General features: G+C 60.5%; 13 protein-coding genes and 1 rRNA gene. 5 read left to right on the forward strand and 9 right to left on the reverse strand.

The window, feature by feature from the left end; genetic code table 11:
• Window positions 1-103 (forward strand): 5S ribosomal RNA (rrf, locus tag CKW29_RS23040); the annotation flags it as partial.
• An 84-nt stretch (window positions 104-187) separates the two neighbouring features.
• Here rrf and CKW29_RS23045 read toward each other — a convergent pair.
• Window positions 188-553, reverse strand: coding sequence for a DUF2784 domain-containing protein (locus CKW29_RS23045; protein WP_095146832.1), 366 nt, complete (start codon window positions 551-553; stop codon window positions 188-190).
• A 163-nt stretch (window positions 554-716) separates the two neighbouring features.
• Here CKW29_RS23045 and CKW29_RS23050 point away from each other — a divergent pair, with 163 nt between their 5' ends.
• The gene (locus CKW29_RS23050; RefSeq protein ID WP_176465353.1) at window positions 717-1,838 is read left to right on the forward strand and encodes a hypothetical protein; all 1,122 of its coding nucleotides are present in this window, start codon (window positions 717-719) and stop codon (window positions 1,836-1,838) included.
• A 9-nt stretch (window positions 1,839-1,847) separates the two neighbouring features.
• Here CKW29_RS23050 and CKW29_RS23055 read toward each other — a convergent pair whose 3' ends face one another.
• The 6 genes from CKW29_RS23055 to CKW29_RS23080 all read right to left on the reverse strand — a co-directional run bounded on the left by CKW29_RS23055 (window position 1,848) and on the right by CKW29_RS23080 (window position 6,458).
• Window positions 1,848-2,402 carry a membrane integrity-associated transporter subunit PqiC gene (locus tag CKW29_RS23055; protein ID WP_095146833.1) on the reverse strand — a complete coding sequence of 185 codons (555 nt, stop codon included), beginning with the start codon at window positions 2,400-2,402 and terminating at the stop codon, window positions 1,848-1,850.
• A gap of 16 nt (window positions 2,403-2,418) precedes the next feature.
• Complete coding sequence (locus CKW29_RS23060) at window positions 2,419-4,074, reverse strand: intermembrane transport protein PqiB (RefSeq protein ID WP_095149175.1); 1,656 nt, start codon at window positions 4,072-4,074, stop codon at window positions 2,419-2,421.
• Window positions 4,055-4,699 (reverse strand): paraquat-inducible protein A, encoded by a 645-nt coding sequence (locus CKW29_RS23065; protein ID WP_095149176.1) that lies wholly within the window; start codon window positions 4,697-4,699, stop codon window positions 4,055-4,057. The genes CKW29_RS23060 and CKW29_RS23065 overlap by 20 nt, the downstream gene beginning before the upstream one ends.
• Window positions 4,696-5,292, reverse strand: coding sequence for a paraquat-inducible protein A (locus CKW29_RS23070; protein WP_095149177.1), 597 nt, complete (start codon window positions 5,290-5,292; stop codon window positions 4,696-4,698). Before CKW29_RS23070 ends, CKW29_RS23065 begins: the two co-directional genes overlap by 4 nt.
• Window positions 5,293-5,487: 195 nt before the next feature.
• The gene (locus CKW29_RS23075) at window positions 5,488-5,928 is read right to left on the reverse strand and encodes a CBS domain-containing protein (RefSeq protein WP_095146837.1); all 441 of its coding nucleotides are present in this window, start codon (window positions 5,926-5,928) and stop codon (window positions 5,488-5,490) included.
• 200 nt (window positions 5,929-6,128) lie between these two features.
• Window positions 6,129-6,458 carry a hypothetical protein gene (locus CKW29_RS23080; RefSeq protein WP_095149178.1) on the reverse strand — a complete coding sequence of 110 codons (330 nt, stop codon included), beginning with the start codon at window positions 6,456-6,458 and terminating at the stop codon, window positions 6,129-6,131.
• Window positions 6,459-7,060: 602 nt separating this feature from the next.
• On the opposite strand from CKW29_RS23080, the gene CKW29_RS23085 reads away from it, so the two are divergent.
• Entirely contained in the window at window positions 7,061-9,424 is a 2,364-nt protein-coding gene (locus CKW29_RS23085) for a DNA polymerase II (protein ID WP_177452472.1), read from the forward strand.
• A gap of 3 nt (window positions 9,425-9,427) precedes the next feature.
• On the opposite strand, the gene CKW29_RS23090 is transcribed toward CKW29_RS23085, so the two are convergent.
• Window positions 9,428-10,249, reverse strand: coding sequence for an aldo/keto reductase (locus CKW29_RS23090; RefSeq protein WP_095146839.1), 822 nt, complete (start codon window positions 10,247-10,249; stop codon window positions 9,428-9,430).
• A 184-nt stretch (window positions 10,250-10,433) separates the two neighbouring features.
• Between CKW29_RS23090 and CKW29_RS23095 the strand changes: the two genes are divergently transcribed.
• Window positions 10,434-11,192, forward strand: coding sequence for a DUF2092 domain-containing protein (locus CKW29_RS23095; protein ID WP_095149179.1), 759 nt, complete (start codon window positions 10,434-10,436; stop codon window positions 11,190-11,192).
• A gap of 12 nt (window positions 11,193-11,204) precedes the next feature.
• A complete protein-coding gene (locus tag CKW29_RS25810; RefSeq protein ID WP_177452470.1) occupies window positions 11,205-12,035 on the forward strand; it encodes a hypothetical protein in 831 nt (276 codons plus the stop codon).
• 165 nt (window positions 12,036-12,200) lie between these two features.
• Here the strand turns inward: CKW29_RS25810 and CKW29_RS23105 are convergent, their stop codons facing one another.
• Window positions 12,201-13,298, reverse strand: coding sequence for a polyamine ABC transporter substrate-binding protein (locus CKW29_RS23105; protein ID WP_095149180.1), 1,098 nt, complete (start codon window positions 13,296-13,298; stop codon window positions 12,201-12,203).
• Between the last annotated feature and the right edge of the window lie 128 nt (window positions 13,299-13,426).

A 13,426-nucleotide genomic window follows, 5' to 3' on the forward strand; every position in this document is an offset into this window, starting at 1 on the left:
GAGCATTGGAACCACCTGATCCCATCCCGAACTCAGCAGTGAAACGATGCATCGCCGATGGTAGTGTGGGGTTTCCCCATGTGAGAGTAGGTCATCGTCAAGATTAAATTCCGAAACCCCTATCTGCATCTGCAGATAGGGGTTTTGTTTTTGTGCGCGAAAGAGTGGCGATTCTCTAGCCGGCTGCTTACGTCTGCTTCCACTGCCTGATCAGGAGTCCATAGACAATCAGGTTGACCAACAGCACAAAGGCCCCCAACCCCAGTTGGATTTCCAGCGTCAGCCCGGCGGGGTATATCAGCGGCCAGACGTAATGCTCGATGAAGCTATCGCTGTAGCCGGCCTGCCCGGCGTTGTGGCGCATGAGGTTCTCCCAATGGGTCAACGGGCAGTTCCAGTGGAAGATTTCGACCAGGGTGCCCCAGACGGCCGCGGGCAAATGGCACCAGATCACTTGGCGCCATTTGAAGGCCAGCAGTGCGCCCAACAGCACGAACGCAATGAATAGTAAATGCATCAGCATCAGCCCATCGGCCGCTATTCGGTAAAACATGGGGCCTGCCTCCTTTGAACGGGGGGGGAGCACCTCGCTCGGCATCCCGCCTGAGCCGGTCTTGCACCACCTATACTCAAAATACCGCCATCACAAGTCTCAGCGGCCCCAAACCGATCGAGGCGTGACGACGGCTGTCCTGTTATTACCGGGGACTGCGATCTTGAGTCTGCGTTTCCTGTGCCTGGCCTTGTTACTGATCCTGCTGCTGTTGCTGGCGGGATGCTCCACGGTGCGTCGCTCTGAGCCGACGGCGCCCATCGTGATCACGGAAGCGACCTGGTTACAGATTGACCGGGATATAGACAGCGCTTCATTGTCCTCCAGGGAGGCGGTCAGGGATTACACCCGCAAAGCCATGGGGCGCTGGCGTGAGCAAGTGTTCCGCCGTACCGAAACCGACTTCATTCCCTGGTTTACCGGCTACTGGACCCAACAGTGGCTGGGCGTGAAGGTGGGCTGGTACAGGATGAGCGCCAAGGGCGAGACGGATTCGCCGGTCAATCGACTGACGGTCTACCTGCAGGAACAGTACCACGAGCGTGTGCTGGATCCCGTCTCCAGGGTGACCGATCCGAACGTGATCATGGGCGATGCCGTGAGGTTGTACCTGCAGATGCTCAGCGCTCATATGGCCGAGATACAGGAGCAGTATGCAGTCCCCCAGGATCAATTCGACCGTAGGCTCAGCCAAGTCCCGGCCATCACCCTGGCGCCTCCTCCCGCACGCAATGCTTCGCTCTATCAGATCATTCATACTGAACCGGTCACTCGATTGCCCGCTTACACGGCGCTTGTCGAACAGGTCCGCAGTTCCAACAGCGGTGCCGGGGCAGGGCTGTCGGATGCCGGGATTTCTTCGGTGGCCAAGCGTGCAAGCGAACGGCTCGAAGCCCAGATTGCTACTCGCAGCGTCGCCAGCGCGGTGGCGGCAGCCGTCGGCCGGGTTGCCGGGGCGGTAATTTCCGTGGTCTCCCTGGGCATCGGTGCCATGTCGAATGAAAGTGATCGGCCGATCGCACAAGCGCAAATGCGCCAAAGCCTGAGCGCGGCATTCGACAAGGCATGGCTGGGCTTGATGGAGAACGAGGCGAACGGTGTGATGGCCGGGGTCAACTACATTTCCGGGCAAATCCAGCAAGGTCTTGTCGCCAACCTGTCGGTCATGCCGCAGCCTGTGCGCACCCGGCCTAACGAACCGGCCCTTCAGCGTGAACAACGCAGCGACGTTTACCAGCCAGTGCCGACTGATCAGGCCCAGCCGGCCTCAGGTTTCGCTCAATAATCGCGACGCTTACCGTGCCCCGGGGCAGCGTCCGCCGGCCGCGGCCTGGCTGATCGCGGCGGCCAGGCCTTTCACGTTCTTCTGATGTGCCAACACCAGATCGTCGATAGTTGCGCCTGATGGGGTCTGAACCGTGGTCCGGCAGTTGAGGAACGTACTGGTATCGTCTGAGTCGAGGTTTCGCAAACGCCACTGCGCGTCGACCAGGGCATAGTGCCCGGGAATCGAGTCGAAGCGTTGCACATCGACACGCAAGGACATTCTGCTGACATTGCTTGTGCCAGACAGTTGATCGGCGAGGGCGCTTTGCAGCTCTTCCGCCAGACTTGCTCCCCACCATTCGGTTTCCAGGACGGCCAGGCCACTGTTGCCCTGGCGGATGACGATCTGTGTGCGGTCGACCTGCGCCGGCACGCTGACCTGCTCGAACTGGATGCTGGCCGCACTGCGGGTTGCCGATGCCGGCTGGGCCGGAATCAAAGTGTGGTAATGCACCGGGTCGCTGCTGCAGGCTGCCAACATCAGCAGCGCACCGACCAACCCAACTCTCAACGACAAAGACATGGACGCACTCCTGTGGTCAGCGGTTCGAAGACGGTTGCAGGTTTGGCGGCGTGGCGTCTTTTTGACGTCCGCGCAGCAAGGATTCCGGATGCCGGCCCAGGTAGTCCGACAATTCGCGTAGAGAGCGTGACATGCGTCCGAGTTCTTCCAGGGTCTGGGTCAACTGTTCGCGCTGCGGAGAGTCTTCGGCGAGGGTCGAGTTGGCCGATTGCAGCGTCTTGCTCACCTCCTGCAAGGTGTTCTCCACTCCCGGCAAAGTCTGGGTGCTGAACTGTTTGATGCCTTTACGCATTTCCGTGAGGTTGCCATCCAGGTTGTTGGCGATGCGCTCGATCGGCAGCTTGTTGATCTTGTCGACCATCGCCTGCAATTGCTCCTGCAGCAGTTCCAGGCTGGCCGGCACGGTTGGAATCATCACGGGACGAGCATTGAGGTCGAAGGCAACTTTTGGCGCCTTGGGGAAGAATTCCAGGGCGATGTACAACTGCCCGGTCAACAAGTTGCCGCTACGGGCCTGGGCGCGCAGGCCATTGTCGACAAAGGTGCCCATGAGTCGTACCGATGCGGCTTCGTCGTCAGGGTTATGCTCCAGCGCCTTGAGCATCTTCAGATGGGCTTGCCCCAAACGTTTGGGATAGATCACGATGCCGACATTAATCGGGAACGTGCGGGATTTTTCGTCGAAATCCAGGTTTATCGCCACCACTTTGCCAATTTCCAGCCCCTGGAACTCGACGGGCGCATCCACCTTCAAACCGCGCAAGGCCTGATCGAAACGCAGGACGAGGAACTGCGGCTTGCCATTGGGCGGGGCGAGGGCGGTCGCCTGGTCCTCGAACAGCTCATAGTTCCGATTTTCCTCGGCGCTCTTGTCACCAGGGCTGTAGTTCGGGGCGCGGAAGGCAATGCCGCCGAGCAACATGGCTGACAGCGACTCGGTCTTGACCGCAAAGCCGTCGGCCCCGACATTGATGTCGATGCCGCTGGCATTCCAGAATCGGGTGTTTTCGGTGACATGCACGTCGTTCGGTGAATTGACGAAGATTTCGATGTTCACGCCATTGCCGTCGGTGTCCAGTGCATAGGCAACCACCTGACCCACCGGGATCTTGCGGTAGTAGACGGCCGACCCGATGTCCAGCGACCCCAGGTCCTGGGCGTGCAGCATGAAGCGCTTGCCGGGTTCGCCATAGGTAATGGGCGGAGGGGCTTCGAGCCCGGTGAAGACCCGGGCGCGGGCATCGGATTGCCCCGCGTCGGCACCAATGAAATCACCTGAAAGCAAGGTGTCGATCCCGGACACCCCGCCCGCGCCAATGCGCGGTCGTACGACCCAGAACTTGGAGTCCTCGCGGGTGAAGGATTCGGCCTGTTTCGACAGTTTTACCGTGGCGTTGACGCTCTTCTGGTCATCGCTCAACGCCACATCGGAGACATGGCCGATCACCACGTTGCGGTATTTGACCTCGGTCTTGTTTGCCGTCAGGCCTTGGCCGGTCTTGAAGTTGAGGGTGATCACCGGCCCTTGTTGCATCAGGTTGTGCACCACCAGGGACAGCCCGACCAGCACCGCAACGATGGGTACGATCCATACCAGCGAAACGCTCCAGCGGCGGGTCTTGACGTCGGCTTTGCCGGGTTGCGGCTGCCCCTCAGTGGCTTTCGATTCCATCCATGACCTCCTCGGATTGTGGGTTGTCCCAGATCAGGCGTGGGTCGAAACTCATCGCCGAGAGCATGGTGAAGACCACCACCATGCCAAAAAACAGAATCCCGGGTCGTGGCTCGATATCACCCAGTGCCTGGAACTTCACCAGGGCGGCGACCAGCGCAACGACAATGACGTCGAGCATCGACCAGTAGCCGATCAGCTCGACGAAACGATACAGCTGCGAACGTTCCTTGCGGGCCCAGAGACTGCCCCGCTGGGCGGTTACCAGCAGCAGCGTCAGGGCGACAAACTTGATGCCAGGCACGGCGATACTGGCAATGAATATGATCAGGGCGATATCCCAGGCGCCATGCTCCCAGAATTCCAGCACGCCACCGATGATGGTGCTGTCGGATCCACTGCCGAACATGCTGGTGTTCATCACGGGCAGCAGGTTGGCCGGGATGTAAAACACCAGCGCCGCGACCAGGAACGCCCAAGTGCGGGGCAGGGAGTTGCTCTTGCGCCTATGCAGGGGAGCACCGCAGCGCTCGCACACAGGGGGCTGGTCGGTCATGTCACAGGCCAGGCCGCAGCTGTGGCACAGGCAAAGGTTGAGATCGCGGGCTTCGGACGGGCTATTCATAGGCAGTCCCACAGTTCACGAACGTCACGTCCGGCGATGCGGATCAGCAACAGGCTCAACACCGCGAGGGCAAACAGGCCGATGCCGGGAATCACGTCCAGTAACCCGGCCAGTTTGAATACGGCCACCATGGCCCCCAGCAGGCAGACTTCCAGCATGCTCCAGGGCCGCAAGCTCTCCAGCCAGCGCATGCACAGCTTGAACGCCGGTGCGCGCCTGGATGTCAGCGCGAAACTCAGCACCCAGATCAGCAACAGCAGTTGGAACACGGGCGCGATGATGATGGAAATGGCCGCGACCAGGGCGATGAAGGTAATCGGGCCGTCACTCAGGGCCACCACCGAATCCCAGAGGGTGGCACTGTTTTTCAGACCTTTGAGGCTGATGCTCATCACCGGGTAGAAGTTGGCGAAGATCCACAGCACGGACGCGGTCAGGGTCAATGCCAGGCGTTGTTGCAGGGTCATCCCGTTGTAGCGCTGGAGCACCCCGCCGCAGCGTTGGCACAGGGCGGTCTGGTGTTTGGCGAGCACGGCTTTTTCATACACGGCATCGCAATGCTCGCAAATGATCAGGTGGTCGTTGCTGGCCATGGTTCACACTCAAGAAAAAAGCCGGACGTGTCAGGGGGTTAACTGAATATAGAAGCGCCTTGAGATAGAGCAAATATAAAGTTCAGTGCACAACAATAGAGGCGTGTGTTTACCGTTTCGGTACACTGAAACGAAATACTGCGCACGACCGAAACCGGCGGCACGCAGCGACGCGATTGGGCGCAGGGGCGAAAGCTACTCGCCGCGAATGTACTGTTCCAGCTGGCGGATCAGTTCGGCCTGCTCGGCAATGGCTTCCTTGACCAGATCGCCAATGGACAGCAACCCCAGCAATTGGCCGTTTTCAACCACGGGCAAGTGACGCAGGTGTTTGTCGGTCATGATGCTCATGCAGGTTTCGACGGTCTGATGGGAATCCACGGTGATCACCGGTGAGTTCATGATTTCGCTGACCGGGGTGCCCACCGAGGAGCGGCCCTTGAGCACCAGCTTGCGCGCATAGTCACGTTCGCTGATCACGCCGACGATCTTGCCGTCGTCCATTACCGGCAGCGCGCCTACGTTTTTCGCGGCCATCACCATCAACGCTTCCAGCACCATTTGATGAGACTTGATGGTGTGGACCTCCTGATTGTGACTGGCTTTTAACTTGAGCAGTTGCGCGACGGTCTTCATGGAGGTCTCTCCGCTGTTGTCTGTGTTAGAGGACGGCCTATACAGAATCGTAGACGCAGGCTAATGGAGCAAGGGGGTAAAGCGGCATTTACACAATCTAAATGCGTCATCGGCGGCGTTCGGGGCGCCTGCGGCTGGAATGCGCAGACAAAAAAGCCGCTGATAACCGGTTCAGGCTATCAGCGGCTGTGCAAGGCAACTTAGCAGTAGCGGTCGATCACGCTGACGTCTGGCCGGGACTGCAGGTTCTGCCATTCCTGAGTCAGGGTGGCCAGTACGCGGCCGACGAAATCTTTGTCCGCGGCGGCTTTCTTGCCAACATAACCCTGGCCGCGACGGTACATCTTCAGTCGGGCACGCAAGTCACGCTTGTTCTGTTCGAACTCGGCTTCATGGGCATGGGGCGACAGGCAGTCGATATGCACCTGGCCAGATTCGGCAATCCACAGGATATGGCTGTCATGGCTGTCTTTGTGCGCGGCGAACATACGAGCCAGTTCATCAATAGTCGGTTGATTGTTCAGATTCATGTTAAAGCCCCTTGACCAATGTTTGATCTGTCTAGTTGATTCGCTAATTCACTTCTCTACTTCGGTAAGTTGATATCTGGTACCGAAACCAGGGCGACAGTGGTTGTCTGCCGAATATCGGCAGGGCCTTGAGCAGGATGCATGTAGTCTTGCCGAGAAACTGCTACGTACTGGCGTCACAACGGGGAGAAGCAGCGATTACCTGGATGTTGTTGCCCGATACAAACCTGCTCGGTCACAAGCCATCTTGAAGAGTATTCGCCAGCGCTTCCGGTCCTGCAGGGACGTTCATGCCGGGTCAGTTTCATCAATCTGCCTTGTGGGCAGTACACATCCGGGAGCAGCTCGGCGGTCAGTCGAGCCTTTTCACAACACTTTTGCCTACGCTCCCGATCGGGGAGACGTCCGCATCATGCAAGGGGAAAAACAACTCGTCAACGGGTTTGTAGTGAAAAATTTCATTCACTACAAAAATAATCCCGGCACCGAACCGGAGCGGTTTAACCTTGTCCTACAATCGCTTGCGTGACTCAGGTAAAGGCAGCCCTGAACATCGATGGCGGGTAGAATCGAAGGTTCAGATCATCTTCGAGGTTGCAGTGGTGGACTTACAGCAGGGCTTCGTCTTGACTCGGCATTGGCGCGATACCCCGGCCGGCACGCAAGTCGAGTTCTGGTTGGCGACCGATGCCGGTCCACGGCTGGTGCGCTTGCCCGCGCAGCCGTCGGTGGCGTTCATTCCCGAGCAGTACCGCGAGCGGACCCTGGAGCTGGCGCGCGGCGAGCAGGGTGTCGAGTTGCGGCCGCTCGGGTTGCAGGATTTCCAGCACCGGCCAGTGTTCGGCCTGTATTGCCAGCAACATCGCCAGCTCATGCACCTGGAATCGGTACTGCGCAGGGCCGGCGTGGAGGTCTTCGAGGCGGACATTCGTCCACCCGAGCGTTACCTGATGGAGCGCTTCATCACCGCCCCCGTGTCATTCACTGGAACGCCTGACGCCAGCGGCCTGTTGCTCGATGCCCAGCTCAAGCCGGCCCCGGATTATCGGCCGCGCTTGAAGTTGGTCTCGCTGGATATCGAAACCACCGAACAGGGCGAGTTGTATTCGATCGCCCTGGAGGGTTGCGGTCAGCGCCAGGTGTACATGCTCGGAGCGCCAAACGGTGACGCCACCCAGGTGGACTTTGCCCTGGAGTATTGCGACTCCCGAACCCTGCTGCTGAAACAGCTCAACGCCTGGTTTGCCCGGCACGATCCCGACGCCATCATCGGCTGGAACCTCGTGCAGTTCGACCTGCGCGTCTTGCACGAGCATGCCCGGCGCCTGGCGGTGCCGTTGCGCCTGGGACGCGGTGGCGAGGAAATGCAGTGGCGCGAACACGGTTCGGGCAATAACCACTTCTTTGCCGCGGCAGCGGGACGTCTGATCATCGATGGCATCGAGTCCTTGCGTTCGGCGACCTGGAGCTTTCCTTCGTTCAGCCTGGAAAACGTCGCGCAGACGCTGCTGGGAGAGGGCAAGTCGATCGACAACCCGTACCAGCGCATGGATGAAATCAACCGCATGTTCGCCGAGGACAAGCCGGCCCTGGCGCGCTACAACCTCAAGGACTGCGAGTTGGTGACGCGGATCTTCGACAAGACCGAGCTGCTGACCTTCCTGCTGGAGCGCGCCAGCGTCACCGGGTTGCCGGCCGACCGTAGCGGCGGCTCGGTGGCCGCGTTCACCCACCTCTATATGCCGTTGATGCATCGCCAGGGTTTTGTCGCGCCGAACCAGGGCGAGCGGCCGCCCCAGGCCAGTCCCGGCGGCTTTGTCATGGATTCGCAACCCGGTTTGTACGAGTCGGTGCTGGTGCTCGATTACAAGAGCCTGTACCCGTCGATCATCCGCACCTTTCTGATTGACCCGGTGGGGTTGGTCGAAGGCTTGCGTCACCCCGACGACAGTGAGTCGGTGCCGGGCTTTCGGGGGGCGCGCTTCTCGCGTACCCGGAACTGCCTGCCGGCGATTGTCGCCCGGGTCGCCGAGGGTCGGGAGGCGGCCAAGCGCGAACACAACGCGCCCTTGTCCCAGGCCTTGAAAATCATCATGAATGCCTTCTATGGCGTGCTGGGCTCCAGTGGTTGCCGGTTCTTCGATACGCGCCTGGCGTCTTCGATCACCCTGCGCGGGCATGAAATCATGCAGCGCACCCGGCAATTGATCGAAGCCCAGGGCCATACGGTGATCTATGGCGACACCGACTCCACCTTCGTCTGGCTACGGCGCGCCCATGGCCAGGAAGAAGCGGCGCAGATTGGCCGCTCGCTGGTGGCCTGCGTCAACCAGTGGTGGCGTGAGCATCTGTTGAGCGAGTTCGGCTTGCACAGCGTGCTGGAACTACAATACGAAACCCATTTCCGACGCTTTCTGATGCCGACCATCCGTGGCGCGGAGGAGGGCAGCAAGAAGCGCTATGCAGGCCTGGTGACCCGCGCCGATGGCACCGACGAGATGGTCTACAAGGGCCTTGAAAGCGTGCGCACCGACTGGTCGCCGCTGGCCCGACAGTTTCAGCAAGAGCTCTACCTGCGGATTTTCCATCGGCGGCCGTATCAGGACTATGTGCGCGAGTTTGTGCGGGCGACGCTGGCGGGTGAGCACGATGAGTTACTGATCTATTGCAAGCGCCTGCGCCGGCCGCTGGACGACTATCAGCGCAACGTGCCGCCCCATGTCCGTGCCGCGCGCATCGCCGACGAGTACAACGACCGGCAACACCGGCCGCGCCAGTACCAGCGCGGCGGCTGGATCAGTTACGTGATCACGGTCGCGGGGCCCGAACCCCTGGAGACCCGCAGCGCACCGATTGACTACGACCACTACATCAGCCGTCAGCTGCAACCGGTGGCTGACGCGATCCTGCCGTTTGTCGACGACGACTTCAGTACCCTGATCGGTGGCCAACTGGGCTTGTTCTAAGCCTCAGACCATCGCCAGCCGCTGCTTGCGGGTGGGCGCCGCGAAGGCCAGGTCCAGTGCCTGGAAGTCCGCTGGGTCGAGTTGCAACGCGCCAGCGGCGGCATTCAACCGCACGTGTTCGGGGCGGACCGCTTTGGGGATGGCGATCACGCCCTCCTGAGACAGCAACCAGGCCAGCGAGACTTGCGCCGGGGTGACGCGATGACGTGTGGCGATCGCCTTGAGTGTCGGCTCGGCCAACAGGTTGCCGGCCTGGGCAATCGGGCAATACGCCATCAACGGCATGCGCTGCTGCTGGCACCAGGGCAGCAGATCAAACTCGATACCGCGCTCTTCAAGGTTGTAGAGCACCTGATTGGTCGCGCAGTCGGTGGAGGGCAGCTCGCCCATGTCCGCGACATCGAAATTGGACACGCCCCAGCGGCCGATCTTGCCATCTTCACGCAAGCGCTCGAAGGCCTCGACGGTTTCCTCAAGGGGATACTGACCCCGCCAGTGCAGCAGATACAAGTCGATGTAGTCGGTGCCCAAGCGCCTCAGGCTGCGCTCACAGGCTTGGGGAATACCCCTGCGGCTGGCGTTATGCGGGTAGACCTTGCTCACCAGGAATACCTGGTCACGTACACCGGCAATGGCTTGGCCCACCACCTCCTCGGCACCGCCTTCGGCATACATTTCGGCGGTGTCGATCAGGGTCATGCCCAGGTCGATGCCGGTACGCAAGGCATCGATTTCGCGCCTGCGCTGGTGCCGGTCTTCGCCCATGCGCCAGGTGCCCTGGCCGATGACGGGGACCGATACGCCGGCCAGTTCAAGTGTTCGCATGACCATCTCCAGGTTGTATGGGCGCGAGCGGCCGATCCGGGTCCGAGTGCTCGCGATGGACGCTAACGATAGCCCAGTTCAGGCACAAAATTGACGAACCTGCGAAAGCGTCCTTTCATTGAACTGTCCTGCCGTTCACCGGAACGGCGGCCGCGCATGCAGCGCGCCACTCGGGAGTGTGATGATGAAGCGTCAAGCACGAGCCTTCTGCCTGTTGATCGCAACCATGACCCTTGGCGCGCAGGCCGAGGACGCGCCCCCGGCGGACGATTCCGCGCCTCCCCTGAACCCCCACGTAATCGACAAACTCATTGATGTAGGGGACTACCTGCGCAGCCTGCCCAAATTCGAGGTCAACGCCGAGGTCACGCGCGATACCGTGCTGGACTCCGGGCAGAAAATCCAGACTGGCTCGCGAACCACGCTGAAGGTGGCGGGGCATGACCGCCTGTACGCCAAGGCCGATGGCGACACGCAAACCCGGGAGTTCTTCTACGACGGCAAGCACCTGACACAGTACTCGCCCTATCTGAAGTACTACACCACCGTGGATGCACCGGCCACTGTCAGCGAAACCCTGCACAAGATCGAGCAGCACTACGGTATCCAGGTGCCGACGGAAGACCTGTTCCTCCTGGGCCGCGACCAGGCGCAAATCGACGCACTCAAGAGTGCGATCTATGTCGGGCCCTCCTACATCAAGGGCACGTTGTGCGATCATCTGGCGTTCCGCCAGGCGGGTGTCGACTGGCAGCTGTGGATCACCCGTGCCGACAAACCCTTGCCCTGCAAGCTGGTGATCACCACCACCGACGTGGCGAGCTTTCCGGAGTACAGCGCGGTCTACAGCTGGAACCTTGCCCCGAAGATCACCTCCTCGGCGTTCACCTTTACGCCGCGCAAGGGCGATGTCGCCATCCCCTTGAAGAAAGCCAGCCAATAGGGGGGCAGGATCATGTTCAGAATTCCTCCATACGCGGTTCTGGTGTCTCTGCTGGCGACCGCAATGCTGACCGTCGGTGTCGCTGAACTGGTCGACGCCCGTCAGCTGCGCGCCCAGGGCGGTGCCCGGTCGTCGGTCAATCGGGCACCGCCGGCGCACGCCCCGCGAGCCCACACCAGTCAGCGGGCCAATACCAGCCAACGGCTCAATACCAGTCAACGGATCAATACCAATCAGGGTGTTCGCGCCAAACAGCGGATCAACCCCAACCCGCAGCTCAGCAGCGGCCAGAGGGTCAGCACCCCGAGGGCCAAGACCGCCCAGCGCACCAACACCAACCAGCGGGCCAGTACCGGCCAGAGAGCCAACACCGGCCAGAGAGCCGGCACTGACCAGCGGCTCAGCACCGCCCAGCGCGATGAGGCCAAGCAACGCATTGATCAGGCCAATGTGGGGAATCAGGTCAACTCGGGCAACCGTGTGAATGCCGGCAACAACGTCGGTAACCGGGTGCGGGTCGACAACAGTGAACGCAACGTCAACAAGACTCGCGATGTGAATATCGATAGCGAGGGGCACGGCGATTACGATGACGACGATTATGATCACGATTATGACGATGACGATGATTACGACCATCCGCTCGCCATGGCCGCAGCCATCACGGCTACGGTTGTGGTCACCGCGGCGGTGGTGGGTTCGGTCATGCGCCCGTCGGAAATGCCCAGCGACTGTGTGCAGGTGATGCGCAACAACACGGCGTACATGCAATGCGGATCGACCTGGTTCCAGCCACAGTACCAGGGCAGTAATGTGAGCTACGTGGTGGTCAACGCGCCATGAGCGATGCTGGAAAAAAGGCGTCTAGGGGGGAATGCGGGCACTCACCCCTGGACGCCTGAATCACCATGACCGAGGGAGCCTGGTGAGGCCGTTCGTGATGCCGCGGCGGTGGTAAGGCGCCCTGTGAACGGTGTTGCAGACTGCGCCCCCGACGGGCGCAGTGGGTTACTTGCCGAGCTTGACCCGGGTCCAGCCGCGGGTCACCACTCGTTGGGTCGCGATGGGCATGTCCGGGATGGCGTACAACGTGGCCATCACGGCCTGGGGCGGGTACGAACCCGGGTCGTCGCGGATCGCTTCATCCACCAGTGGCGTCGCCGCAGCGTTGGCGTTGCTGTAGCCGACGTTGTTGGTGATCTCGGCCATGATGTCCGGGCGCATCAGGAAGTTCATGAACAGGTAGGCGTTGTCGACGTTGGCCGCATCGTGCGGGATGGCGACCATGTCATAGAAACTGCCGGCGCCTTCCTTGGGGATGCTGTAGTCGACCTTCACCTTGTTGCCGGCTTCCCTGGCCCGGGCCTTGGCTTGCAGCACGTCGCCGGAGTAACCGACTGCGACGCAGATGTTGCCGTTGGCCAGGTCCGAAATGTACTTGGACGAGTGGAAGTAGGCCACTGACGGGCGAATTTTCATGAACAACGCTTCGGCCTCGGCAATCTGCTGCCTGTCCCGGGTGTTTACCGGGTAGCCCAGGTAGTGCAGGGCGGCCGGCAGCATTTCGGTGGGCGAATCGAGGAAGCTGATGCCGCAGGCTTTCAGCTTGGCCGCGTTTTCCGGTTTGAACAGCAGGTCCCAGGAGTTGGTAGGGGCATTGCTGCCGAGCACTTCCTTGACCTTGTCCGGGTTAAAGCCAATGCCAATCGAACCCCACATGTAGGGGAACGCGTGGCCGTTGTCCGGATCGCTGGCCGAGGCGTTCTTGAGCAGCACCGGGTTGAGGTTTTTCCAGTTGGGCAGCTTGGACTTGTCCAGCGTCTGGTAGACGCCGGCCTTGATCTGCTTGGCCAGGAAACTGTTGGACGGCACCACGATGTCGTAACCCGATTTACCAGCCAGCAGGCGGGCTTCCAGGGTTTCATTGCTGTCGAATACATCGTAGGTCACGTTGATCCCGGTCTCGTCTTCGAACTTCTTGACGGTGTCCGGGGCGATGTAGTCGGACCAGTTGTAGACGCGCAGAACCTTGTCATTGGCCTGGGCGCCCGTGGTGATTGCGCCCAATAAGGACAGTGTCAGCAGAGTCCTGCCAAACATTTTCATCGGTACAACTCCATTTTCTTTTTATACAAATGACGTAAAGCGTTTGAGGCGAGACGGTCTCAGGCTCAATGTAAAAGTGCAGTGAACACAAAGCCTGGGGCGAGGGGGCAAGCCCCCTCGCCACAAGG

It is taken from the genome of Pseudomonas sp. Irchel s3a18, assembly GCF_900187535.1.
GTDB lineage: Bacteria > Pseudomonadota > Gammaproteobacteria > Pseudomonadales > Pseudomonadaceae > Aquipseudomonas.

What these genes read in the sequence shown, in the direction of transcription:
- CKW29_RS23045 (WP_095146832.1), bottom strand. Translation starts at nt 553, where the DNA reads ATGTTTTACCGAATAGCGGCCGATGGGCTGATGCTGATGCATTTACTA.
- CKW29_RS23055 (WP_095146833.1), bottom strand. Translation starts at nt 2,402, where the DNA reads ATGTCTTTGTCGTTGAGAGTTGGGTTGGTCGGTGCGCTGCTGATGTTG.
- CKW29_RS23060 (WP_095149175.1), bottom strand. Translation starts at nt 4,074, where the DNA reads ATGGAATCGAAAGCCACTGAGGGGCAGCCGCAACCCGGCAAAGCCGAC.
- CKW29_RS23065 (WP_095149176.1), bottom strand. Translation starts at nt 4,699, where the DNA reads ATGAATAGCCCGTCCGAAGCCCGCGATCTCAACCTTTGCCTGTGCCAC.
- CKW29_RS23070 (WP_095149177.1), bottom strand. Translation starts at nt 5,292, where the DNA reads ATGGCCAGCAACGACCACCTGATCATTTGCGAGCATTGCGATGCCGTG.
- CKW29_RS23075 (WP_095146837.1), bottom strand. Translation starts at nt 5,928, where the DNA reads ATGAAGACCGTCGCGCAACTGCTCAAGTTAAAAGCCAGTCACAATCAG.
- CKW29_RS23080 (WP_095149178.1), bottom strand. Translation starts at nt 6,458, where the DNA reads ATGAATCTGAACAATCAACCGACTATTGATGAACTGGCTCGTATGTTC.
- CKW29_RS23090 (WP_095146839.1), bottom strand. Translation starts at nt 10,249, where the DNA reads ATGCGAACACTTGAACTGGCCGGCGTATCGGTCCCCGTCATCGGCCAG.
- CKW29_RS23095 (WP_095149179.1), top strand. Translation starts at nt 10,434, where the DNA reads ATGAAGCGTCAAGCACGAGCCTTCTGCCTGTTGATCGCAACCATGACC.
- CKW29_RS25810 (WP_177452470.1), top strand. Translation starts at nt 11,205, where the DNA reads ATGTTCAGAATTCCTCCATACGCGGTTCTGGTGTCTCTGCTGGCGACC.
- CKW29_RS23105 (WP_095149180.1), bottom strand. Translation starts at nt 13,298, where the DNA reads ATGAAAATGTTTGGCAGGACTCTGCTGACACTGTCCTTATTGGGCGCA.